The organism is Mesorhizobium sp. M1428 (assembly GCF_040317515.1).
Lineage (GTDB): Bacteria > Pseudomonadota > Alphaproteobacteria > Rhizobiales > Rhizobiaceae > Mesorhizobium.
Window position 1 is genome coordinate 62,004 of record NZ_JAMYKT010000001.1, and the last position, 23,199, is coordinate 85,202.

The following is a 23,199-nucleotide window of genomic DNA, read 5'->3' on the forward strand; positions in this document are numbered from 1 at the left end:
AGCATGAGGACTTGACTGCGGCTGGTTCACAGGTCGGCGGGACAGCACCCCCCTCTGCCCTGCCGGGCATCTCCCCCGCAAGGGGGGAGATCGGCAGCTTCGCCGACGGCGCCCTGCTGCGGCATGTTTGAGCGCAAGCTCGCGGCGGTGAAGGAAATCGCGTTTTTTGTGCGACCGCAGCGTATTTTGTTCTTGCTTTGTGCCGGCAGCTATGCTACTAATCTGGCTATGGTGCTGATTGGCCCCGACGACCCGCCCAACGAGGCGGGTTTTTTATTTCTGGCTTTGAAAGTTTCGGTGTTGCCGAGGACTGAGGGACAGCAAGGCAGGGCAATCGCATAGGGAGTCCCCCTCATCCGGCCGCTTCGCGGCCACTCTCCCCGCTGGGGAGAAGAGCCCTGGCATCAACGCAGGCGACCTCCTCTCCCCTTGGGGAGAGGTCGGATTGTCCCGAATTGCCCTTCGCAATTCGGTTGGCAATCCGGGTGAGGGGGCTCTTGCCGACGTGCGATGGCACTGCCTCAGGGAGGTCGGCAGCTTCGCCGGTGCGCTTACCCCGGAATGTTGCGTGGCCGAAAGCTGATCGGCCGCCTCAGATCGTCTGCTTTTTGCCATCCCTGGTCGGCATGAGATCGACGCCGTTGACCTTGCCGATATGCGTGGCCAGCATCGGCACGTACTGGTCGGCGGGGCCGGCCGCGAAGGCGCCGGCGAAGGCGTTCTTGGTGGCGTTGCCGAGCGGGTTGGCGATGCCGGCAGCACCTGCCATCGATTCGAGATAGGTGAGATCCTTGAAGGCGTTGGCGATGGTGAATTTGTGCGCGTCGCGGTCGCCTTCCAGCGTCCAGCGCATGAAGGTCTGGTAGAAGCCGCAATCCATGCGGCCGTTGCGGATGACGCTGTCGAAGCGCGGCGGCGAGATGCCGACCTTCTGCGCCAGCGCCAGCGCCTCGGAATAGATCGCGGCGTAGCCGAGCGAAATGAAATTGTTGAGCAGCTTCATGCGATGGCCGTCACCGGTGTCGCCGATATGGACGATGCGCCCGGCCCAGGTTTCGAGCACCGGCTTCAGCCGGGAAAAGACCGCGTCGGGCGCGCCGACCATGGCGTCGAGCGTGCCTTCCCAGGCCTCCTTCGGCGTGCGGCTGAGCGGGGCATCGACATAGTCGACGCCGAACCCCTTGAGCTCGGCGGCCAGCGCCACCGTCGAGACAGGATCCGAGGTCGAGCAGTCGACGACAACCGATCCCTGCTTCAGGCCTTCCCTGAGGCCGCCTGGGCCGCGGATGATGGCTTCGACCTCGCGCGAGCCGGTGACGCAGATGAAGACGATATCGGATGCCGCCGCGACGTCGCGCGAGGTCGCCGCTTCCCTGGCGCCGCGGCCGAGCAGGTCTTCGGCCGGCGTGCGGTTCTTGCGGCCGAGAAACGTCAGCGGATAGCCCTTGTCGACGATGTTCTTCGCGATCCCATGGCCCATCAGGCCAAGCCCGATGAAGCCGATCTTTTCGCTCGCAGCGGTCGTGTTCATGTCGTTTCGTCCTATTTTGCAATGATGGATGACGGCGCTGCACCTTGCCGGCGAATTGTTGAAGCGGGTTTTTGCCGCATGCCATGGCAGGCGATTGCAGAGTTCGATATTGTCTGACAATACACATGAATTCCAGGGAGAGCAAAATGACGAAGCGGATCATGTTCACCGGCGGCAGCGGCAAGGCCGGGCGCCACGTCGTGCAGTATCTGGTCGAGCAGGGCTGCCAGGTGCTCAACATCGACACCAAGCCGCTCGATAATCCCAAGGTGCGCACGCTGATCACCGACATCACCGACAGCGGGCAGGTGTTCAATGCGCTGTCGAGCTATATGGGCCTGCATGAATTCGACCCGTCGCTGCGCACGCAGCCGGTCGATGCCGTGGTGCATTTCGCGGCGATCCCGCGCATCATGATCACGCCCGACAACGAGGTGTTCCGCATCAACGCGCTCGGCACCTACAACGTCATCGAGGCGGCGGTGAAGCTCGGCATCCGCAAGGTGGTGATCGCCTCCAGCGAAACGAGCTACGGCCTGGTCTTCGCCAATGAGCCACGCGATCCGACGCATTTCCCGCTTGACGAGGAGTACGACGTCGATCCGATGGACAGCTATGCGCTGTCCAAGGTCGTCAACGAGAAGACGGCGCGCGCCTTTGCCCTGCGCAGCGGCTTCGACATTTACGCCTTGCGCATCGGCAACGTCATCGAGCCGCATGAATATTCGCTGTTTCCGAAATGGTTCGCCGATCCGGGTTTCCGCAAGCGCATTGCCTGGAGCTACATCGACGCGCGCGACCTCGGCCAGATCACGCTGCGCGCCATCGAGAAGGATCGGCTCGGCTATCAGGTGTTCAACGCCGCCAATGACGACACCTCGTCCGACCTGCCGACAGCCGAACTGCTGAAGCGGTTTTATCCCGATGTGCCGGTCAAGGGTGAAGTTGGCGAATACGAGACGCTGCTCTCCAACCGCAAGGCGCGGGACATGCTCGGCTTCCGGCCGGAGCACAGCTGGCGGAAATATGTCAAGACGACCTGACGGGCGCAGCTGATGCGGAGCCGGCACTGGGCCAGCACCGAATTGCTGGTCACGACTCCAGGCTCAGGAACCGCTACGGCCGATGCGCCCGCACCCGACGTTCAGGTGTTCGCCGTCGGGTTCATCCACACGATTTCCCAGACGTAGCCATCTGGGTCTTCAATGTGGCGATTATACATGAAGCCAAGATCCTGTGCCGGGTTGGGATCGGCGCGACCGCCCGCCGCAACTGCGCTGGTCAGTGTTGAATCGACGGCGTCGCGGTCATCGACAGTGAGGACGATCATTGCCTGGCTATCGCGCCTTGCGTCGCCGATTGGGCGTGTAGTGAATTCGCGGTAGTGGTCATGGGTCAGCAGCATCACCCCGATCGTGTCCGAGAACATGATCGAGGTGGATTTCTCGCCCGAAAACTGCGGGTTCACAGTGCCGCCTAGCGCCACGTAGAACGCCGTTGACGCCGACAGGTCACGGACAGGCAGGTTCACGAAAATCATTTTGGGCATCGATTTCGCCTTCTCCAGGAATGCGCGCTGCGCTATTATCTTACTATAATGTTAGTAGATGCAATGTATCTTGATTGCAAGATACATTTTGCCGAGGGAATATTTGCCATGGATCGCGCCGAGGCCGCAGCTAAGGAATGGACCCGCGAGCGCCCCGATCTTCCGTTGTTGCCTGTTGAAACGGTAGGTCGTCTGCTTGATGCCGCCGCGCGGGTTATCCGCGATCACATGAACCCGTTGCTCAAAGAAGCAGGCCTGAATGTAGGTGAGTTTGATGTGCTCACGCCGCTCAGGCGCGCCGGTGAACCGTATATGCTCTCACCTACTCAGCTCTACGAATCGGCAATGATCTCCTCGGGCGGCATGACGAGCCGCCTGGACCGGCTGGAGCGCGCCGGGCTGGTTGAACGACGCCCCGATCCCGCCGACCGGCGCGGCAAGCAAATTGCGCTGACGACTGGCGGCAAGCGCGCGATCGACGATTTGATCGGTCCAATGGTGGCGCTGGAAGAGCAATTAATCTCCGTGCTGACGCTGGCGGAGCAGGAAACTCTTAACGCTCTGCTTAAGAAATTGCTGACAGGCCTTTAAATTAGAACGATTTCATCGTTTCACGGAACGCCGAACCGATCTATCTTTTTGTTTTGACGCAAATTCCGGACGGAAAACCGTTTCACACTTTTCCTGGAATTGCATCAGGTGGCAGTCAGTCACCTCTGCCTCTGAATCAACGAGTCCCGACCCTACTTGTCTTTCCAGAATTCGGCCTGGAGTTGCGCCGCTTCATCGGCAAGCAGCGGGCCGATGACCTCAGTCGGACGCTGCCCGGCTTCGAAGACGATCCTGCAGGGCAGGTCGAGTGTGGGATTCTCGACATGTGCGCCCGTCAGCCGCTTGAGGTCGTGTTCGCTCTGCCCAAAGACGACCCGTCCGATGCCCGCCCAATAAATCGTCCCGGAGCACATCGCGCAAGGTTCGGCCGAAGTGTAGAGGGTGCAGGAAGCCAGTTTTTCGAGACTGATATTCATCCCCGCCCAGGAGGCCAGCAGCCTTTCGGCATGAGCGGTGCGGTCGCCCCCGCCGGCTTTGTAACCGTTGGGCTGCTCGCGCAACACATTGCCGTCCTTGTCGGCGAGGAGCGAACCAAAGGGATGTTCGCCGGCATCGCGGGCTTTGCGCGCGACGTCGAACGCCTGACGGAGCAGGCGCTCATCATAGGGGCGTTGTGGCATCGGCAGATCCTCCGCCGCTTGACCATAGTGCCGAACAATCCGCCGACACAAGTCGGCGGCCTAAAGCGCGTCGCGTTCGACCGGCCTCCATGCGACGCGCTTTAGGTTCTTGTTTGATGCATGTCGTAATCGCAAAACCGCTGCACACTTTTGCGCGACATGCATTAGGACTCGTTGCGACTAGGGCGTTGAGCCAGCCAGATGCTGCCGATGACGAAAACGACGCCGGCGATTTGAGGCAAGGTCAGCGTCTGGTCCAGGAATACCCATCCAAGCAGCACGGCGGTCACCGGGCTGAGGAAAAGCAGCGACGACACCACCGCAGATTCCAGTCGCGCAATGCCCCGGAACCAGAGGACGTAAGTCAGCGCCGCGCCGACCAGGCCGAGCCACGCCAGTCCAAGCAGGTTGGCCGCAGTCGGGAACGGGATGGGTGGTTCGAAAAGCACGACCACCGGAACGAGAAGGAGACCGCCGGCAGTCAGTTGCCATGCCGTGAAGGTAAGCAGCGATACTGGCGGTTGCCACTTACGGGCCAATACGCTTCCGAAGGCCATGGAGGCCGCCCCGGCGAGGCCGGCGGCAACGCCGACTAAATCGAGCGTCGCGTTCGGGGTCAGCACCAGCAATGCAACACCGGCGATCCCGACAAGGGCAGCGACGATCGCTAACGGTCGGACGGCGCTGGCAAGCAGGGCAGCGGCAAGGAAAATCACGATCAACGGCTGGACCGACAGTACCGTCGCCGCGACCCCGCCAGGAAGCCGGTAGGCGGCGACAAACAACATGCTCAGGAAGATCGAGATGTTGAGGGCTCCGAGCACGAAACTGCGCAGCCACCAGATGCCCGTCGGCAGTTTCCGGACGATCGCGAGCAGCAGCAATCCGGCGGGCAAGGCCCGCAGCATCGCAACCGTCATCGGCGAGAGGTTCGGCAGGAACTGCGTCGTGACAATATAGGTGCTGCCCCATATCGCGGGTGCAATGGCTGTAAGCAACAGATCGGAACGGTGCGTTTTCATAAGATTTCCAGAACTTCGGCAAGAGGGCGGCGCGGCTTTTGCGGCCAGTTTCCGGGCGTGGCGCGGCCGACCGCGATGAGCATCACCGGCACTTCATTCGTTCCAAGGCCAAACTCGCGGGCCACGCCTTCGGCATCGAAGCCTCCCATAGGACCAGCGACGAGCCCCAGCGCTTCGGCTGCAAAAATCAGCGTTGCAGCGCCAAGCGTTGCCGAGCGCACGGCTTCGTCGCGGGCCGCTCGAGGATCGGCATATTGGGTGCGGGCGCCTTCCTGCCAGCCCGAAGCCATATCCGCCGGCATGAAGCCGGCTTCGACGAAAGGACGCAGCCTGGCATTGAGGGCAGCGTGGTCGGGCAGTACGCCGCAGATGATGAAGGTGACGGCTGCGTCCTGCACCTTGGCCTGGCCGTGGGCCACGCTGCGCAACCGTGCCTTTGCTTCCGGCGTCCGCACGGCGATGAACCGCCAATTCTGAAGGTTGTAGGCGGTTGGCGCGCGCGTTGCGAGGCGTGCCAGTTCCTCGACCTCGGCATCCGTCAACGCGTGCGAGACATCGAACCGATTGGCCGACATGCGTCGCTCGATAAGGGAGATTGTGGGGTTGGTCATCATGTCATTCCGAAATGAGTAAGCCGTTCGGGAAGCAGATATGGAATTTACCAACAGACGATAATATGTGAGAAATGAAAGACATTGTTTACTGGAAGAGAATGGTGCGATGGATCGCCTGACTGCGTTGCAGGTTTTCCGCCAAGTGGCTGAACTGAACAGCTTTGCCGAAGCCGGGCGGCGGCTCGGCCTCTCGCCTCCGGCGATCAGCAAGAACATCGCCGAGCTGGAGGCGCATCTGGGGGTACGGCTCATCAACCGGACGACGCGGCGCATGGCGCTGACCGAAGAAGGCAGGATCTACCTGGAGCATGTCACGCAGGGGCTCGATGCGCTGGCCAGGGCCGACCAGGTTCTCGGCCCGATCAAGACGGCGCCGAGCGGGACGTTGCGGGTCAGCGCGCCGATGACTGTCACGTTGACGCGGCTTTCGGCTGCCATTCCCGCGTTTCTATCGCGCTATTCCGATTTGAAGCTCGATCTGCATCTTGATGACAGGCGCGTCGACATCGTGCGGGAGGGATTTGACCTGGCCATTCGCGGCAGCGACAATCTCGAGGATTCCAGCCTGGTCGCCAGAAAGCTTGCTGTCATGCCGCACGTGCTTTGCGCAGCTCCGGCCTATTTCGCGACGCATGGCCGGCCCAAAACGCCTGCCGATTTGAAGGCGGCCAATTGCATCCGGTTCAGCCTCTCGGGACATGCGGACATATGGGAGTTCTGCAAGGACGGCCGCAGCGAGCGGATCGCCATCGACGGACGATATTCGGTCTCCTCGAGCCTTGCCGTGCGCGATGCGTTGCGCGCCGGCTTCGGCGTCAGCCTGATCCCCTATCCCTATGTCGAGAGCGATCTGAAAGCAGGCCGGCTGCAATCGGCCCTGGATGACTGGGAAAAGGTCGAAACCACGCTCTACGCGGTCTATCCGGCACGGCAGCATCTCGCCCCGAAAATCCGCGTCTTCCTTGATTTCCTGATCGAGGAATTCTGTCGGGACAAAGAGAAGCCGTTCGTGCCGCTCCGGCGTGAGCGCTCGGCAAAGCGCGGTGTCGGCGAGGCGACGGACGCGGAAAGTCAAACGGAGATATTGCCGTCGATTTCATCTCCTTGACATGCCTCCAAATCCGGACTTTGTGGAGCTATGCAGGACGCGAAGCCGAATAAGCGAAAGACAGCGGCCGAGGCGTTCGCCGAACGCACCAGCGGTGTCCGCCGGGCCGATGCGGCACGCGTGCCGGGGTCGAGCGTGCATGCGTCGCTGGCCAACGAGATCGGGCTGAGGATCGTGCGCGGCGACTATCCGCCGGGAACCATCCTGCCCAACGAAGCCAAATGGTCGGAGACTTTCGACGTCAGTCGCTCGGCGGTGCGCGAGGCGATCAAGATGCTGATGGCCAAGAGCCTGCTTGCGTCACGCCCGAAAATCGGCAGCTGGGTCGAGCCGAAGGAACGCTGGAACCTGCTCGATCGCGATGTGCTGGCCTGGTATGCGACCTCGCCGGACCGCGAGGTGTTCCTGAGAACCGTGCAGGAATTCCGCCACATCATCGAGCCGGAGGCCAGCGCTTTTGCCGCGATGCGGCGCACCGACGAGCAGATGGCCGAGATCAGCCAGGCCTGCCGCGAGATGGGCGAAGCGACCAACCTGCAGGAGCGGACGCGCGCCGACACGCGGTTTCACCTCGCCATCCTGCGCGCTTCGGGCAACGATCTGCTGGTGCCGCTCGGCGTGCTGATCGAATCGGCGTTCGATCATCTGTTCGCTTATACCACGCGGGAACTCGACGATTTGCAGCATGCGCAGCGGCTGCATGAGGCAATCGAGAAGAGCATCCGCCTGCAGCGGCCGGACGCGGCGCGCAATGCGGTGCGCAAGCTGCTGGCCAATACCGACAGCGTCATCAAGTCCCGGTAGCTGCCGTTCGGCTACAGGCACTCAGTCGATGGGTGCGGTCGCCAGATGCCGCTGGGTCAGCCCGATCAGCAAGGCCTGGTCGCGGGCGGCGTGCTCGGGCGGGTTGACGACGGCATCGCCATTGACGATCGCTGCCCAGAAGCCACGCATCTCCTCGACGAAGGCTTCTGCATAGCCGGCACGCAAATCGTTCTTCGACAGCGTGTGACCGTCCGCGGTCGTCACCGTCAGCCGGGTCGGATGATGGTTGAGCCAGGGCGAGGGGAATTCGAGCTCCAGGCTGGCATCGTCGAAAAACAGCGTGATCCGCTCCTTGTAGTCGGCGAGCTTGGGTACGGTGAGGTGGGTCATGGTCCACAGTGCCTGCCCGTCCAAAAGCTTGACGGCGCCGTGGCCGCCGTCGCCATTGGCGAAGATCTGTGCGCCGACGACCTCGCCGTCCGGCACGCCGAGCGCATCGAGCAGGCCATGGACGGCATTGACGTCGTGAATCAAGGCCGAGCTGTAAGCGCCGGTAAATCCACGGAAAGCGAGATCGGTCAGATGCACGCCGACGGCCTCTTCGACCTGGCGCTTCTGCCTGGCGGCGACGGCGGCGATCATGTCCTTGGGTATATCGGTGCCGCGCCTGTAGGGCTGATGGGCAATGAACGGCCAGGCGTCGGGATCGTTTACCTCCACCGAGACCGAACGCAGTGTGCTTGATGTGCCTGGCAGCGAAGCGAGCGCCAGCCGATAGCTCGGGTCGAAGCGCTTCATGTAGCCGACTTGCATGACTTTCCTGGCGGCATCGCGCGCGGCGACGATCTCCAGGATTTCCGCCGGCGAATAGCAGAGCGGCTTTTCGCAAAAGACATGCAGGCCGCGCGCCAGCGCCGCCAGCACCTGTTCGTGGTGCAGCGGGTCCGGTGAGCCGATCACCACCGCGTCGAGGCGCTGGTCGAAGAGCTGGTCGATCGTTTCGAAATTGGCAACGCCATGGGTGTCGGTGACGAACTGCCGCGAAATCCTCGAGGGATCGGCGACCCCGACGACCTCGAACAATTCACCGAGGCGCAGCAGATTGGGGATATGCTCGACCTGCGAGATCATGCCGGCGCCGACGACCCCGACGCGTATCCTGCTCATGCCATCATTCCCCGCAATGTCCTGATGTCAGCTCAAGGCGCCGCAGGCGGCCGGTTGCCGATCTGGGCGAGCAGGCCGGCAATCTCCGCCTCGACCGCTTTCAAATCCTCGCCGCCCGACATGATCGAGATGACCTCATCGCGCGAAATCTCGGACTTGGCGTAGGTGCCGCGATTGCGGCCGCGGTTGAGCAGCGTGAAGGTGTCGCCGACCGGATAGGCATGGTGGATGTTGTGGCTGATGAAGATCACGGCCAAGCCCCGCATGCGTGCTTCGATGATGAACTTCAGCACCATCGCCGCCTGGTGGACGCCGAGCGCGGAGGTCGGCTCGTCGAGGATCAGCACGCGCGCGCCAAAATGCACGGCGCGGGCGATCGCCACCGACTGGCGCTCGCCGCCCGACAGCGTGCCGACGGCTTGCGTCGGATCGCGCACGTCGATGCCGATATCGGCCATCGCCTGCCTGGCGATGGTGTTGGCGCGCTCCTTGTCGATGCGCGAGAAGGGCAGGCTGCTTTTGGTCGGCTCGCGGCCGAGGAAGAAGTTGCGGGTAATCGACATCAGCGAGATCATGCCGAGGTCCTGGAATACCGTTGCCACGCCGAGCTCCTGCGCGTCGCGCGGGCTGCGGAAGGTGACCGGTCTGCCGTCGACCAGGATTTCGCCCTTGCTCGGCCGGTAGACGCCCGACAGAACCTTGATCAGCGTCGACTTGCCGGCGCCGTTGTCGCCGAGCAGGCAGTGGACCTCGCCCGGATAGACCTTGATGTCGATGTCCTGGAGCGCGCGCACCGAGCCGAAATTGACGCTGACGCCGCGCAGTTCCATTGCCGGTTCGGTCGTTCGGGCCGGTTCGCTCATTTGGGCTGGCGCAGTCATTTGCCACCTCCGCGGCCGAGCGCCTTCAGCCTGATGTAGTTGTTGACCAGCACGGCCATCAGGATGACGATGCCGAGGAAGACCTTGAACCAGTCGGTGTCGATGCCGGTGTAGAAGATGCCCATCTGCACCAGCCCGAAGATCAGCGCGCCGAACAGCACGCCATAGACGGTGCCGTAGCCGCCGGTGAGCAGCACGCCGCCGATGACAGCGGCGATGATCGCCTCGAATTCCTTGAGCAGGCCGCGCGTGGTGTCGGCGGAGCCCGCCTCCATCACCTGGATGGTGGCGAGCAGCGTCGCCGCGCAGGCGGTGTAGACGAACAGGCTGATCTTGACGCGATCGACCGGCACGCCGACGTTGCGGGCTGCGATCAGGTCGCCGCCGGTAGCGAAGATCCAGTTGCCATATTTCGTCTGGGTGAGCACGTAGCCGGCCAGCGCCGTCAGGCCGAGCCACCAGACGATCGACATCGGAATGCCGGCGACGAAGGGAATGCCGTCGCTGCGGGTGGCGATCCAGCCTTGCGCGCCCATCCAGTGGAACAGGCCGGTGAGCAGATGACCGTTGAAAATGCCGGCCGTCGCCGGGTCCGGTGCGCCTTCGAGGATGTAGGGGATCTGGGTGCGCCCGGTGACGGCGCGGGTGATGCCGATCGACAGTCCGCGCAGGATATAGAGCGTGGCGAGCGTGACGATGAAGGAGGGCAGGCGCGTCTTCACCACGATCAGGCCATTGAGATAGCCGGTGAGGATGGCAACGGCGAAGGCACAGGCGATGCCGCCCCATAGCGGCAGGCCCCAGTACTTCACCGTCAGCCCGATGACGACACCGGCAAAGCCGACCATTGAGCCGACCGAAAGGTCGAACTCGCCGGCGATGATGAGGAGTGCCGCCGCGGTGGCGACGATGCCGAGCTCCGCCGACAGCGTCAGGAAGGTCATCGATCCCTGCAGCGAATAGAGGTTCGCCGCGCCTGGCAGCAGGGCAAAGATGATGATCGTCGCAAGCAGCCCACCGGCAGCACCGGCTTCCGGCCGGCGCAGCCACTGGGTCAGCTTGCCGGTGCTGGCCAGCCGCTCGTCGGCGCCGGCGGCCCGCTTCGACGTCATGCCGAAGCGGTCGGCCGCCTTCAGTTCGCCCGGAGGTATCGCCTTGTCTTCCACGACCGCCATTAGGCTCTCCAATCGCTCAATTCGCAATCTTCGAACGGATCGGGAGAGCGCTTGGCGCATTCTCCCGTTCCGTCGGAGCGCTTGCCTAGCGGATGCCCTCTTTGGCGAGCGCCAGGATCGCCTTGGCTTTTTCCGGCGAGTCTATGAACAGCGGTCCGGTATAGGCGTTGTTCTGCGGCCAGAAGCCATGCGTCGCCTGCTCGACCAGATAGATCACCGGCAGGTAGCCCATCAGATATTGCTGGGCGTCCATGCCGAAGCCCATTTCGCCGGCGACGACAGAGTCGAGGACCTCCGGGCTGATGTCGAAGGTGTAGAGCTTGAGCTTGCCGAACAGTTCCTTGTCGCGGAACATCGGGATCAGCGGGTTGGCGGCGGTGGCGCCGAGCGCGAAGACGGCCTGCGTATCGGGATGCGCCGACAGATAGGCTTCGGTGCGGCGCTGGATATCGGCGGGATCCGGCGCCACGGCCAGAACCTCGGTGCCGCCGCCGGAGGGCTTCAGCCCGTCATTGAGGCCTTGGCAGCGCTGGTCGAGGCTGACATTGCCGACCTCGTGGTTGATGCAGACGACCTTCAGCGTGCCTTCCTTGGCCAGCCGCTCGCCGGCCTTCTTGCCGGAATCATATTCGGAAACGGTGCCGACATAGAGCGTCGTGCCGAGCTCGGCGCCTTCCTTCTCGCCGGAATCCAGAACCACCATGGGAATATTGGCGGCAAGCCCGGATTTGACCGATTTGCCGAGTGCATTGGCGTCGGCGATGGAGACGGCGATACCGTCCGGCTTGGTGGCGATGGCGGCGTCCAGAAGCCGGGCCTGCTCGACCACGTCGAAGACCTGCGGCGCGTAATATTCGACCTTGGCGCCGGTGAGGGCGGCCGCGTCATCGACGCCGCGCTTGACCACCGACCAATAGGGATCGGACGCCGACCCGTGCACCACGAAGGTGATGCGGACGTCCTTCGGATCCTTGAGGCCCGCGGCATGCGCGATACCTGTCATCAGGCCCGCCGAGACGAAGGCGCCCAATGCCACTTTCAGAAGAGCTTTCATCTTATTCTCCCATTTATCGTTGCAGTTCCAATCCCTTGTCCAATCCCTCTGGCGCCGTTTTTCCGGCCGCGACGATCGGCTCATGTCGCGGATCGGGTGGCCGCTTTGCGGGCCTTTGCCGACGCCAATCGCTGTTCGCCCGCGCTGCTGCCGCGGGCCGTTGTTGATGCTCGCCCGGCCGAGAGCGTGGCGCGAAGCTCCTCGCGCAACGGTTTCATGCCGATGACGTCGATTGGCTGTGCGGCGAGCCAGTCGCGAAAGCCCTGGTCGCGGAACAGCTCGTACTCTTCGGTGCGGACATAGGCGGAGCGCGGCTCGATCAGCTCGAGTTCACCGGGCGCGTTGCAATGCAGGCAAAAGAAGGTCAGGCCCTCGCGCACACCCTCGATGAGCGCTTTGTAAGCGGGCCCGATCGGCCTGGAACGCGGCCGGCCCCAGGTCGTCTGGATGGCGGCGTCGAAAATGGCAAAGCCGCCGGCGCGGGCCAGCGCCACGCCGCGCTGGAACGCCTCCTCGGTAACCCCGACCAGATTGTCGTTGGGGGAATAGGCGGACAGGGTCTTGGTCAGCAGCACGGGCAGCTGATATTCGAGCCCGAGCTTGATGTAGATGTCGCAAAATTCCGGCGACAATGCCGCGCCCATATGCGCGTCGAGATGGGTGACGTCGATGCCGGCGCGATAGGCGGTGTCGATCTGGGCCCGAAGCTCGGCCTCGACCGCCTGCGGCACCGCCTTGCGGCGCGTGGTCGCCACATCGGGCCACAAGAAGCCGAACTCGTCGGTCAGGCCCGCCGCCCGCGACGGCGCGGTCAACGGCCGCCATTTGTAATGCTGCTTCTCGCTGTTCAGTGTCAGGTGAACGCCAAGGTCAAGGGCAGGGTTGGCTGCAGCGCTCTCGGCCATTTCGAGGAACCAGGGGCACGGCACCATCACCGCGCCGGAACTGCAGACACCCAGCCCGCTCAATTCGAGGAAGGCGCTGTTGGCGCCGTGGCACATGCCGACATCGTCCTCGTGGAGCACGATCCGTTTGCTGGAGCCGGCGGCGTTCACGAATGGCCGCCTTCCCGCCGGCATACCGGCTTCGGGGGTCTTCCAAAGTGTGTCCCGTCTTTCATGGAACCAACCGTTTGCCCAACTGGCCGGAATGGAACGCCGAAACCTGCCTTTCCGACAGGGCCACTTTGGCGAATTCGGATGGGTACAATTTGCCTGCCGGCTGAGACACTTAGCTGCCGATTTCCCCAATCAGGGTTCAAAACCAGTCATAGGAACTGTCTTCCGGGCGCAGATGGCTTGGTCGAATAGCGGCGGAGTGGTTCTTTCAAACTGTGCCGACAAGCCTACAGCTGTCCACACCATCAAGCGACCACATTATCAAGTGACCCAAACTACCAAGTAACTTGGAGGCCTGTCATGTACACCGCCGGCGAAGAGGAAATCGAAGCCATTGCCAGGGTGATCCGCTCGGGTGCGCTGTTTCGTTACGGCAAGGACAGCGAATGCGACCGCTTCGAGGCCCGCTATGCGCAGCATCTTGGCGTCGAGCATTTCGCGCTGGCCGCCAGCGGCACCTATGGGCTCGCCGCAGGCCTGATCGGGCTCGGCATCGGCCCCGGCGACGAAGTGCTGGTGCCTGCGCACACCTATATGGCGACCGCGACCGCGGTGCTGTCGGTCGGGGCCATTCCCGTTATCGTCGACATCGACGAGAGCCTGACCATCGATCCCATCGCCTTGCGCGAGGCTATCGGGCCGCGCACCAGGGCGGTCATCCCGGTGCATATGTGGGGCGCGGCCTGCAACATGAACGCGATCATGGACATTGCTGCCAAGCGCGGCTTGCTGGTGCTGGAGGATGTCTGCCAGGGCATCGGCGGCGGCTATGAGGGCCGCAAGCTCGGCTCGATCGGCCATGCCGGTGCCTATTCCTTCAACTACTTCAAAAACATGACCTCGGGCGAGGGCGGCGGCATCGCCACCAGCGACCCGAAGGTGGCGGAGCGGGCGCGCTGCGCCATCGACCCTTGCCATTTCTATTGGCAGGGCAGAAGCGACAGCATCAAACCCTTCGCCGGCATCGGCGCGCGTGCTTCCGAACTGATGGGGGCGATGCTCAACGTCCAGCTCGACCGGCTGGACGGCATCATCGAGGCGATGCGGGCCGAGAAGAAGACGGTGCTGGCCGGCACCCGCCACCTTAGCAATCTCGGGCTGACGCCGTCGCCGATGAACAGTCCGGACGACGATTGCGCCGCACAGGTGATGTACCTGCTGCCGAGCGAGCAGGCGTCGCAGACTTTTTCGAAGACCATTCCGAGCGTCGTTGCCGGCAAGACCGGCCGCCATAATTTCACCCAGTGGGACCAGGTGCTGATGCATGAAGGCGCGCATCATCCGGCGCTCAATCCTTACGCACTGCCCGAGAACCAGGGCCTGCGGTTGGATTATTCCGACGACCTCGGCAAGCGCTCGCTCGACATCCTCAACCGCACCGTGATGGTCGCCATGAACCCGGCGCACAGCGATACCGACATTCAGGACATGATCCACAACATCGATGCGGCGGCGCGGGTGGCGCTGGAGAATGCTTCGCTGGATGATGTCGAATTGCGCAGGGCGGCACCGGTTGATCTGCAGAAGTTCGATAGTGTGAACTAGACCAGATCCGGCGCGGTTTGCTACCCTGGGGCCGAGTTCCTTGTCCGGCGGCCGGGCGAGGATTCCGGTCGGCATAACCGGTAATCAAAAAATCGGCAGGCCCGTGTCGGATAGGCCGGGCTCCGCTCGTCCTAGGGGGCATCGATCACCAATACGGAGGAATAACGATATGCCCGGCACCGTACGTCTGCACCGCGTTCTGACAACCAGCCCGGAGAAAGTCTACCGCGCGTTCGTCGAAGCGGATGCACTTGCGAAATGGCTTCCGCCGAACGGCTTCACCTGCACGGTTCATCACTTCGAGGCGAAAGTCGGCGGTACGTTCAAAATGTCCTTCCGCAACTTCACCACCGGCGACAGCCATTCGTTCGGCGGCGAATATGTCGAGCTCGTGCCCAATGAGCAGCTGCGCTACACCGACCGGTTCGACGACCCCAACCTGGCCGGCGAGATCGAGGTGACCGTGACATTGAAGAAAGTGTCGGTCGGCACCGAAGTGAATATCACGCAGGCCGGTATTCCAGACGTCATCCCGGTTGAGGCCTGCTATCTCGGCTGGCAGGAGTCGCTGCGAAATCTGGCGAAGCTCGTCGAACCCGAGATCAACCAGTAAGATAAAGCTGCCCTGGCGGGTTGGCGTCGCTAACCGGAAACCCAGTGATGACGCCGTTCTTCCCACCCAACATGCGCTGGGGCCGGAAACGCGGGATCGGCGAAGCAGCCGACCGCGACGGCGATCCATTCAGGCTTTCGCTCGGGCTCCCAGAAGACGCTCGAGCCGCAGCCCGGGCAGAAATGGAAAGTGACGTGATGGCCGCTCCGAGCCGATCGCCTGTAGGTACTGGCGTTGCCTTCGGCTTCTACCTTGTCGCGCGCGAAGAAGGCCGCGACGCCGTATGTGCTGCCGGTCCGTTTCTGGCAGTCGAGGCAGTGGCATTGCGCGACCAGTCGCGGGTCTCCCTCACAGGAGATCCTCAGTTGCCCGCAGGCACAGGATGCGGTTCTCATGGCAGTCCTCACGGTCAGACGAATGCGTTGCTCCGCCAATTTCGGCGGTTAGCATGCTTCTGGTTTTCGGGGAGATTCGGCCTGTGAGTGGCTCCTTGCGCGAACGCGGCGAAGGACCAGGACCGATGCCGTATTTCTAATCGCCTCGGGCGAATGTTGCAACCGCGGTGAACGAGATGACGCGCTTGCCCTAGCTTCTGTCCAACCTCAGAAACGCGGCGCGCAGGGCAAGCACGGCGCGCAGGATCTGGCGTTCGTCCATTGCCGCATAGCCGAGCAGGAGGCCGTGCTCGGGTTCAGTAGAGTGATAGTTGATGGAGATGCCCTGGACGTCGAGCCCCTCCTTGACGGCGGCGGCAACCACGTCGCTGTCCTTATAGGGCCTGACGAAGGTCGCCAGCAGTTGCATGCCGGAATCGTTTTCCGTGACGGTCAGCCATTCGGCCAGATGCTCCTGGCACAGCTTGACGAAGTTCGCCTGCCGGCGCGCATAGAGCCGGCGCATGCGCTTGAGGTGCGTGGCGAAATAGCCCTGCGTGATGAAGTCGTTGACCGTTGCCTGCAGGATCAGCGGCGCGAATTGGCCGGTGATGCTCACTGCCCGGTCGAACGGCACCGACAGTTCGCGCGGCACGATCAGATAGCCGATGCGCAGCGCCGGGATCAGTGTTTTGCCGAAGCTGCCGATATAGACGACGCGGTCGGCATGATCGAGCCCGCGCAGCGCCGGCACCGGCCGGCCGCGGAACCGGTATTCGCCGTCATAGTCATCCTCGGCGATCCAGGCGCCGTTGCGTTCGGCGATGTCGAGCAGCTGCAACCGCTCCTCGATGCGCATGATGGTGCCGAACGGCCATTGGCAGGATGGCGTCACATAGATCAGCCGCGGCGGCGGCAGCTCCGGATCGGCAAGATGCCAGCCGCGCCGGTCGACCTTCAACGGTGCCAGCCTGGCGCCGCTGGCGAGAAAGGCGCTCTTGGCGCCGAGATAGCCGGGCTCCTCCATCCAGACATGGTCGCCTTCGTCCATCAGCACGCGCGAGACGAGATCGAGCGCTGCCTGCGCGCCGGTGACGATGATCACCTGGTCGGCGGTGCAGCTGATGCCGCGCGACAGGCCGATGGTCGAGGCAATAGCCTGACGCAGGCCGGGGTGGCCGGCAAAGGAGAGATAACCAAGCAGGCTCTCGTCGCGGCTGCGTGCATTGCGCACCAGAAGGCTTGACCAGATGGTGAACGGAAACGATGCCGTTTCGGGGACGCCCGGATGGAAATTGATGACGCCGGCATTGCGTGGCGGTTGCGGGCCGTTGACGATGGTCTGGCCACGCCGCGACAGCTTTTGCGGCGCTGCCAGTCCGGCGCGCAGCGATGCCAGGGGACGGTTCTGCTGGATCGGCGCCACCCAGGTGCCCGATCCGGCACGCGCCTCGATGAAACCTTCGGCAAGGAGCTGGTCATAGGCGGCGATGACCGTGTTGCGCCCGACCTTCAGATCTTCGGCCAGCGAGCGCGTCGACGGCAGCAGCGTGTTCTGCGGGATCTGGCCGTCAAGGATGAAGCGTCGCAACGCGCCGTAGATCTGACGATGCATCGGTTCTTCCGAAGCACGGTCGACCGACATGATGTCGAGGGAAAGGCGCATCTGGTCGGCCACGGCACTATCCCCCGACGAACCGGGCGGCGCGGGCGATCTTTTCCTCGTTGAGCCGGCAGACGGTGTCGAGCACCAGTCGCCTGGTTTCAGGGCGGATCTCGCGGCTGTTCTTCAGCGCGCGATGCACGGTGGCGGCGCCAAGTTCCGCCTTCTCGGCGATCTCCCGGATGGTGCAAAGCCGTTCCATGCCAAGCGCAGCTTCGAAAGCCATGTCGCTCCTCCTCGGTTGCATCAAGGCACGGCTTCCGGCCGGCCTCAAGCTTGAAAGTCGGGGTTTGAAATCCAGAGCCGGGATTCTGCGATCCGCGCCGCACAGGGAGCAAGACGGCGCGGATCGCCGGGCGCTTTCGCGTCGCTAACCCCATCGAGGCGCGCGCCCATCATGTTCCTCCGGCTAGCAATACGGTCCGGTCAGTCTGCCTGTCGCGTCGCCACTTCGAAACCGGCTTCGCGGGCGGTGGCGAGCAACGAGAAATAGCCTTTGCTGGCATAGGTCAGCGGATGCGCCTTGGCCGGATCCTGCTCGGCTTCGACAACGATCCAACCTTCATAGCCGCGCGTCGCGAGGGGTTTCAGCAACGACAGGAAATCGACCGAGCCATCGCCGGGCACGGTAAAAATGCCGTCCATTACCGCCGCCATGAAGCTCATGTCCTCGCGGCGTGCCCGTTCCAGCACCGCCCTGCGAACATCCTTGCAATGGAAATGCACGATGCGGTCGAGATGCCGTTGCAGCAGCGATTGCGGGTCGCCGCCCGAAAACAGGCAATGGCCGGTATCGAACAACAGGCCGACGCTTCGGCCCGTCGCCGTCATCAGCCTGTCGACTTCATCGTCCGTCTCGACAATGGTGCCCATGTGGTGGTGGAAGGCCATGCCGACCCCGAATGCGGCCATGCGGTCGGCGAGTGCGGTCAGTTTCTCGCCATAGGACGGCCAGTCGCTGTCGGCGAGGCGCGGACGCTCGGAGATCGGTGCGAAAATGCCGTCATGGCGACCGCGAGAGGTGTCGGCGTAGACGACGATCCTGGCGCCAAGGTCGCGCAACAGCTGCAGATGTGGGGTAATCGCCGCGAATTCCTCGTAGACCGTGCGGTCGAGAATGCGGCCATCATACCAGCCGGAGACGAGTTCCAGGCCATAGGAAGACAGGAGCGGCCCAAGCACTTCAGCCTGGCGCGGAAATTTGCCGCCGAGCTCGGTGCCGCGGTAGCCGGCCTGCGCGGTTTCCGACAGGCAGGTCTCCAAGGGCGTATCGCCGCCAAGCGCCGGAACGTCGTCATTGCTCCAGGTGATGGGATTGATGCCGATCTTGACCGTCATGACGCCAGGCTTTTGCAGGCTTGGGAATACAAGCCGAGCCTGCAAACTGGCGACAAAGAGGCCCTGTCACTAGGTCCAGTTCAGCCGAATTTGGCAGAACCAATGTTAACCCTAGTCCTCTTTGGGGCGCCCGAAGAGGGCACGCAGCTCGTCCTTTGCGTCCTCCAGCACTTTCTTCTGCGCCGCCGGCAGGTTCTTGCCGGCGCGGTTGATGTAGAAATTCAGCATCGACATGGCGGATTGAAACGGCCCTGCCTTGCGTCGATCGCTGTGCTCGGCCGATCGCTTCAAAGAGGCGGCAATCTTTTTGGGATCGTGGGATTCGAAGATGTGTTCCTCGAGGTCCAGCGCGTCGCTATGCTCGGTGACGTCGGCGGACCATTTCCGTTGAGCGGTCATGGCAAACTCCTTCCACTAGGTCGTTGCCGGGAAAACGCCTTGTGGCGCACCCCTGTTCCACCTCGGCCCGAATCCCTGGAGCCACGGATTTGCCTGTCGTGGCGCTGCTCGGCGATGCGAATGCGCCGATAGTGGTCAGAACCGCCGATTCAAGAACTGCGGACAGGAAACGCTCTTGACCCCAATCGTCTCAAGCCAGGCAGGAAGTTCCGGCATCGACAGTGCCTATGCCTGGATACGGCTGGGCATCTCGATGCTGCTGGCAACGATCGGCGGGGTCGGCATGTGGGCGGTGGTCGTGGTGCTGCCCGCCGTGCAGGCAGAATTCGGCGTTGATCGCGCCGCTGCCTCGATGCCCTACACCGCGACCATGGTCGGCTTTGCCGCCGGCAATGTGCTGTTCGGCCGCGCCATCGACCGCATGGGGTATTGGATCCCGGCACTGATTGCCGCGATCGCGCTTGGCGCCGGCTTCCTGCTGGCGTCGCTTACCAGTTCTATCCTGCAGTTCACCCTCGTCCAGGGCCTGTTGATCGGCGTCGGCTCGTCGGCGATCTTCGGCCCTTTGATCGCCGACATCTCGCACTGGTTCAACCGGCGCCGCGGTGTCGCGGTGACGGCTGCCGCGTCCGGCAACTATCTCGCCGGAGCGATCTGGCCGACGGCGATGCCCTATGTCATGCAGACCGAAGGCTGGCGCTTCACCTATGCCGCGATCGGCCTCGTCTGCCTGGTCACCATGGTGCCCTTGATCCTGCTGCTCAGGCGCGGCGCACCGCCCCAGGCGGCTCCGGGATCGCCGGGCAGCCGCGTGGTCCAGCCGATCTCGCTGTCGCCGGCGGCCTTGCAGGCGCTGCTCATCGTCGCCGGGCTCGGCTGCTGCGTGGCGATGTCGATGCCGCAAGTCCATATCGTCGCCTATTGCATGGATCTCGGCTACGGCGTGGCGCATGGCGCCGATATGCTGTCGATCATGCTGGCCGCGGGCGTTGTCAGCCGGCTTGGCTCGGGCTTCCTTGCCGATCGCATCGGCGGCGTGAAAACCCTGCTGATCGGCTCGGTGCTGCAATGCCTGTCGCTGTTGTTTTATATCCCGTTCGACGGGCTTGCATCGCTTTATGTCGTCTCGCTGGTCTTCGGCCTGTCGCAGGGCGGCATCGTGCCCTGTTATGCGATCATCGTGCGCGAATATATGCCAGCCAAGGAGGCTGGCCAGCGCGTCGGCATCGTCATGATGGCGACCATCTTCGGCATGGCTATCGGTGGCTGGATGTCGGGCTGGATCTACGATTTGACCGGTTCCTATGCCGCCGCGTTCCTCAACGGCATTGCCTGGAACCTGCTGAATATTTTGGCCATGGTGCTGCTGCTGTGGAAGGCCCGGCGCAGCGCTGCCGTGACGGCCTGAAGCACGGCGGTACGGATACGGTCTCTCCGGCCGTCGCTTGACAATAGCCGAAGGCTGCGCGACGCCAGACAAGGGTGTGGCAACGGGCCAGGTTGGCATGGCAGCAGCAGTGGCAAAAACGCTGAACATCGTCTCACGGTCGCGTCCGGGCGGTTGCCCGGCTTTGGGACCAATACGGTGATCAAGCCGCGCTCACGCCGCGGCGGCGGCCGCCCGACCATCGCCGATGTCGCCCGCAAGGCCGGCGTCGGCGCCATTACCGTATCGCGTGCCTTGCGTGAGCCGGGACGTGTCTCAGAAGATCTGCGCCGCCAGATCGAGTCCGCCGTGAACGAGCTCGGCTATGTGCCCGACCCGAATGCGCGGGCGCTGGCTTCGGCGCGCGCCGAGGTCTTTGGCGTCCTGGTGCCCTCGCTTACCAACAACGTCTTTGCCGAAGTGGTGCGTGGCATCTACGACAGCCTGTCGGACGGCCCTTTCCGCATCCAACTCGGCAACACTCACTATTCCGGCCTCGAGGAAGAGCGGCTGCTGCAGGTGTTTGGCCCGCAACGCCCGGCGGCGCTGATCGTGGCCGGCATCGACCAGACTCCGGCGTCGCGAAAACTGCTGGAAACGGCAGGCTGTCCGGTGGTGCAGGTGATGGAGACCGGGCCAGATCCGGTCGACATGATGGTCGGGTTCTCACATTTCGAGGGCGGCAAGGCGGCTGCGGAACATCTGATCGAGGCAGGCTATCGCCGGATCGGTTTCATCGGTGCGCGCATGGATCCGCGTTCGCAGCGGCGCCTGGCCGGCTATCGCGCAGCGATGGAGGCGGCCGGGCTGTTCGATGCGCGGCTCACCACCACGACGCCGGTGCCCTCCAGCGTCACCCTCGGCCGCGAATTGTTCCGCGACGCGCTGGCCAAGGTGCCGAGCCTCGACGGGGTGTTCTGCAACAATGACGATATCGCCCTCGGCGTGCTGTTCGAATGCCATCGCGCTTCGATCGCGGTTCCGAAGACGGTCGGCATCGTCGGCTTCAATGATCTCGACATGATGGAGGTAGCTTTCCCGTCGGTCACCAGCGTCCGGACCTATCGTTACGAGATCGGCCGGCGGGCTGTCGCCATGGCGCTTGCGGCGATCGAGGGCAGCAGGCCGGAGCAGCGGGTCGTCGACCTTGGCTTCGAACTCAAGCGACGTGAAAGCACGGCGCGCTGAAGCGAGCTTCAACGCAATGGCGCTTTACACTACGTCATGGTAGCGCTACCAGTTGTCGCCGGGCGGAACGTCGCCCCGAAGATGGTAGGCTGTTTATTATACATAAGCGACAGCTCACGCTTGTTTATTATGTATAATATGATAGTTTTTGCGGGACTAGCCGGAGCAACAAGGGAGGGGATCGGGTCGGCATTCGGCCACCTGAACGCGCAACGGGTACGGCGGGAGGTGCCGGGCCGGAAACGCGAAAATTCATCGGCGTAAGAACAAACAAAACTGCAACTGGGAGGAATATCGATGATCAAGTCACTCGTTGGCGGTATCGTTGCCGCCACTGCTTTCGTCATGCTGAGCTCGTCGGCGATCGCCGAACCTGAAATCGTCAAGGGGCCATCGGCCGAGCCTGACTGCTTCGCGCCCTGGTCGGCCGATACGCAGTTCTTCAAGTTTCCCAAGAAAGACGGCCCGTACCGCATCGCTCTGGCCAACGGCTACATCGCCAACACTTGGCGCATCCAGATGGTGCAGACGGCAAAGGCCTATGCAGCGCAGCCGGAGGTCGCGGCCAAGCTCAAGGAATTCAAGGTGGTCTCGACCGGCGAAGACGTGCCGGCCCAGATTTCGGCAATCAACAATTTCATCGATTCCGGCTATGACGCGATCGTCGTCAACGCCCAGAACCCGACCGCATTCGGCCCTGTCATCAAGCGGGCCAAGGAAGCCGGCGTGGTGCTGGTCGCCTTCGACAACATCCTCGACACCAAGGATGCCATCAACGTCAATGTCGACCAGAAAGGCCTTGGCGAATTGTGGGGCAACTGGCTGGTCAAGCACATACCGAACGGTGGCAAGGTGCTGGAAGTGCGCGGCGTCGCCGGCACGTCCGTCGACACCGATCGCCATAGCGGCATCCACGAGGTTCTCGACGCTTCCGGCAAGAAATGGGATGTCACCGAGGTCGTCGGCAAGTGGGATGACGGCGTTGCGCAAAAGGCTACGGCCGATGCCATTGCTACCAACGGCCCCTTCGACGGCATTACCGGACAGGGCGGCGATACCGGCATCGTGCAGGCGATGATCGATGCCAAGCATCCGTTTGTGCCGTTCGGCGGCGAGACGGAGAATGGCTTCCGAAAATTCTGCGCCAAGTTCGCCGCTGACGGGCTGAAATGCTCGTCGGCCGGCACCGGCCCGGCTCAGGTCGCGGTTGCCATCAAGACGGCGATTGCAGCACTTGAAGGCCAGGTCGTGCCGCAAGCGGTCAAGCTGCCGCTGGCGATCGTCGAGGATCCGAACTTCAAGGCAGGCCAGGATTTCTTCCCCGACCAATCCGACAATTTCTTCGTCGGCAATTCCTTCCCGACCTGCGGCATCAATTTCACGGCGCAGGAAATCATGGGCCAGAGCAAGGAAAACCAGTAAACTCCAACAGCCCGA

At 63.0% G+C, this 23,199-nt stretch carries 25 protein-coding genes; 10 read left to right on the forward strand and 15 right to left on the reverse strand.

Annotated elements, in window-relative coordinates:
* Nucleotides 1–123: 123 nt before the first annotated feature.
* Nucleotides 124–342, forward strand: a complete 219-nt coding sequence (locus tag NKG60_RS00350) for a hypothetical protein (protein WP_352665962.1) — start codon at nt 124–126, stop codon at nt 340–342.
* Between the two features lie 250 nt (nt 343–592).
* Here the strand turns inward: NKG60_RS00350 and NKG60_RS00355 are convergent, their stop codons facing one another.
* Nucleotides 593–1,531, reverse strand: a complete 939-nt coding sequence (locus tag NKG60_RS00355; protein WP_352564324.1) for an NAD(P)-dependent oxidoreductase — start codon at nt 1,529–1,531, stop codon at nt 593–595.
* A gap of 146 nt (nt 1,532–1,677) precedes the next feature.
* Between NKG60_RS00355 and NKG60_RS00360 the strand changes: the two genes are divergently transcribed.
* On the forward strand, nt 1,678–2,574 hold the full coding sequence (locus NKG60_RS00360) for an NAD-dependent epimerase/dehydratase family protein (RefSeq protein WP_352973793.1): 897 nt from the start codon (nt 1,678–1,680) through the stop codon (nt 2,572–2,574).
* Between the two features lie 101 nt (nt 2,575–2,675).
* On the opposite strand, the gene NKG60_RS00365 is transcribed toward NKG60_RS00360, so the two are convergent.
* Entirely contained in the window at nt 2,676–3,080 is a 405-nt protein-coding gene (locus NKG60_RS00365) for a VOC family protein (RefSeq protein WP_352564328.1), read from the reverse strand.
* Nucleotides 3,081–3,188: 108 nt separating this feature from the next.
* Between NKG60_RS00365 and NKG60_RS00370 the strand changes: the two genes are divergently transcribed.
* Nucleotides 3,189–3,671: a MarR family winged helix-turn-helix transcriptional regulator gene (locus NKG60_RS00370; protein ID WP_352564330.1), complete on the forward strand. Its 483-nt coding sequence runs from the start codon at nt 3,189–3,191 to the stop codon at nt 3,669–3,671.
* 152 nt (nt 3,672–3,823) lie between these two features.
* On the opposite strand, the gene NKG60_RS00375 is transcribed toward NKG60_RS00370, so the two are convergent.
* From NKG60_RS00375 to NKG60_RS00385, 3 genes are all read right to left on the reverse strand, one after another.
* Nucleotides 3,824–4,312, reverse strand: coding sequence for a nucleoside deaminase (locus tag NKG60_RS00375; protein ID WP_352564331.1), 489 nt, complete (start codon nt 4,310–4,312; stop codon nt 3,824–3,826).
* A gap of 164 nt (nt 4,313–4,476) precedes the next feature.
* Complete coding sequence (locus tag NKG60_RS00380) at nt 4,477–5,334, reverse strand: EamA family transporter (protein WP_352564333.1); 858 nt, start codon at nt 5,332–5,334, stop codon at nt 4,477–4,479.
* Nucleotides 5,331–5,945 carry a nitroreductase family protein gene (locus NKG60_RS00385; RefSeq protein ID WP_352564335.1) on the reverse strand — a complete coding sequence of 205 codons (615 nt, stop codon included), beginning with the start codon at nt 5,943–5,945 and terminating at the stop codon, nt 5,331–5,333. Before NKG60_RS00385 ends, NKG60_RS00380 begins: the two co-directional genes overlap by 4 nt.
* Nucleotides 5,946–6,054: 109 nt before the next feature.
* On the opposite strand from NKG60_RS00385, the gene NKG60_RS00390 reads away from it, so the two are divergent.
* Both NKG60_RS00390 and NKG60_RS00395 read left to right on the forward strand, forming a co-directional pair.
* Nucleotides 6,055–7,056, forward strand: a complete 1,002-nt coding sequence (locus NKG60_RS00390; protein WP_352564337.1) for a LysR family transcriptional regulator — start codon at nt 6,055–6,057, stop codon at nt 7,054–7,056.
* A 30-nt stretch (nt 7,057–7,086) separates the two neighbouring features.
* Nucleotides 7,087–7,860, forward strand: a complete 774-nt coding sequence (locus tag NKG60_RS00395; RefSeq protein WP_352564339.1) for a FadR/GntR family transcriptional regulator — start codon at nt 7,087–7,089, stop codon at nt 7,858–7,860.
* A gap of 21 nt (nt 7,861–7,881) precedes the next feature.
* Here the strand turns inward: NKG60_RS00395 and NKG60_RS00400 are convergent, their stop codons facing one another.
* From NKG60_RS00400 to NKG60_RS00420, 5 genes are all read right to left on the reverse strand, one after another.
* Nucleotides 7,882–8,988: a Gfo/Idh/MocA family protein gene (locus NKG60_RS00400; protein ID WP_352564340.1), complete on the reverse strand. Its 1,107-nt coding sequence runs from the start codon at nt 8,986–8,988 to the stop codon at nt 7,882–7,884.
* 32 nt (nt 8,989–9,020) lie between these two features.
* Nucleotides 9,021–9,851 carry an ATP-binding cassette domain-containing protein gene (locus tag NKG60_RS00405; RefSeq protein WP_352564536.1) on the reverse strand — a complete coding sequence of 277 codons (831 nt, stop codon included), beginning with the start codon at nt 9,849–9,851 and terminating at the stop codon, nt 9,021–9,023.
* A gap of 14 nt (nt 9,852–9,865) precedes the next feature.
* Complete coding sequence (locus tag NKG60_RS00410; RefSeq protein WP_352456268.1) at nt 9,866–10,981, reverse strand: ABC transporter permease; 1,116 nt, start codon at nt 10,979–10,981, stop codon at nt 9,866–9,868.
* Between the two features lie 148 nt (nt 10,982–11,129).
* Complete coding sequence (locus tag NKG60_RS00415; protein ID WP_352516737.1) at nt 11,130–12,098, reverse strand: rhizopine catabolism ABC transporter substrate-binding protein; 969 nt, start codon at nt 12,096–12,098, stop codon at nt 11,130–11,132.
* A gap of 80 nt (nt 12,099–12,178) precedes the next feature.
* Nucleotides 12,179–13,153: a polysaccharide deacetylase family protein gene (locus NKG60_RS00420; protein WP_352564341.1), complete on the reverse strand. Its 975-nt coding sequence runs from the start codon at nt 13,151–13,153 to the stop codon at nt 12,179–12,181.
* 363 nt (nt 13,154–13,516) lie between these two features.
* On the opposite strand from NKG60_RS00420, the gene NKG60_RS00425 reads away from it, so the two are divergent.
* The gene (locus NKG60_RS00425) at nt 13,517–14,761 is read left to right on the forward strand and encodes a DegT/DnrJ/EryC1/StrS family aminotransferase (RefSeq protein ID WP_352564343.1); all 1,245 of its coding nucleotides are present in this window, start codon (nt 13,517–13,519) and stop codon (nt 14,759–14,761) included.
* A 169-nt stretch (nt 14,762–14,930) separates the two neighbouring features.
* Nucleotides 14,931–15,374: an SRPBCC family protein gene (locus tag NKG60_RS00430; protein WP_352564345.1), complete on the forward strand. Its 444-nt coding sequence runs from the start codon at nt 14,931–14,933 to the stop codon at nt 15,372–15,374.
* A gap of 29 nt (nt 15,375–15,403) precedes the next feature.
* On the opposite strand, the gene NKG60_RS00435 is transcribed toward NKG60_RS00430, so the two are convergent.
* The 5 genes from NKG60_RS00435 to NKG60_RS00455 form a co-directional block, all read right to left on the reverse strand.
* The gene (locus NKG60_RS00435) at nt 15,404–15,769 is read right to left on the reverse strand and encodes a GFA family protein (protein ID WP_352564346.1); all 366 of its coding nucleotides are present in this window, start codon (nt 15,767–15,769) and stop codon (nt 15,404–15,406) included.
* Between the two features lie 190 nt (nt 15,770–15,959).
* On the reverse strand, nt 15,960–17,426 hold the full coding sequence (gene mocR / locus NKG60_RS00440; RefSeq protein WP_352564348.1) for a rhizopine catabolism transcriptional regulator MocR: 1,467 nt from the start codon (nt 17,424–17,426) through the stop codon (nt 15,960–15,962).
* A gap of 4 nt (nt 17,427–17,430) precedes the next feature.
* Nucleotides 17,431–17,637: a LacI family DNA-binding transcriptional regulator gene (locus NKG60_RS00445; RefSeq protein WP_352453276.1), complete on the reverse strand. Its 207-nt coding sequence runs from the start codon at nt 17,635–17,637 to the stop codon at nt 17,431–17,433.
* A 200-nt stretch (nt 17,638–17,837) separates the two neighbouring features.
* Nucleotides 17,838–18,749 carry a myo-inosose-2 dehydratase gene (gene iolE / locus NKG60_RS00450; protein ID WP_352564350.1) on the reverse strand — a complete coding sequence of 304 codons (912 nt, stop codon included), beginning with the start codon at nt 18,747–18,749 and terminating at the stop codon, nt 17,838–17,840.
* A gap of 111 nt (nt 18,750–18,860) precedes the next feature.
* Nucleotides 18,861–19,148 (reverse strand): DUF3175 domain-containing protein, encoded by a 288-nt coding sequence (locus tag NKG60_RS00455; protein WP_023675825.1) that lies wholly within the window; start codon nt 19,146–19,148, stop codon nt 18,861–18,863.
* Nucleotides 19,149–19,323: 175 nt separating this feature from the next.
* Between NKG60_RS00455 and NKG60_RS00460 the strand changes: the two genes are divergently transcribed.
* The 3 genes from NKG60_RS00460 to NKG60_RS00470 all read left to right on the forward strand — a co-directional run bounded on the left by NKG60_RS00460 (nt 19,324) and on the right by NKG60_RS00470 (nt 23,184).
* Complete coding sequence (locus NKG60_RS00460; protein ID WP_352564351.1) at nt 19,324–20,556, forward strand: MFS transporter; 1,233 nt, start codon at nt 19,324–19,326, stop codon at nt 20,554–20,556.
* A 177-nt stretch (nt 20,557–20,733) separates the two neighbouring features.
* Nucleotides 20,734–21,762 carry an HTH-type transcriptional regulator GntR gene (gene gntR, locus NKG60_RS00465; RefSeq protein ID WP_352564353.1) on the forward strand — a complete coding sequence of 343 codons (1,029 nt, stop codon included), beginning with the start codon at nt 20,734–20,736 and terminating at the stop codon, nt 21,760–21,762.
* Between the two features lie 297 nt (nt 21,763–22,059).
* Nucleotides 22,060–23,184, forward strand: a complete 1,125-nt coding sequence (locus NKG60_RS00470; RefSeq protein WP_352564355.1) for a sugar ABC transporter substrate-binding protein — start codon at nt 22,060–22,062, stop codon at nt 23,182–23,184.
* The last annotated feature ends 15 nt before the right edge of the window (nt 23,185–23,199 follow it).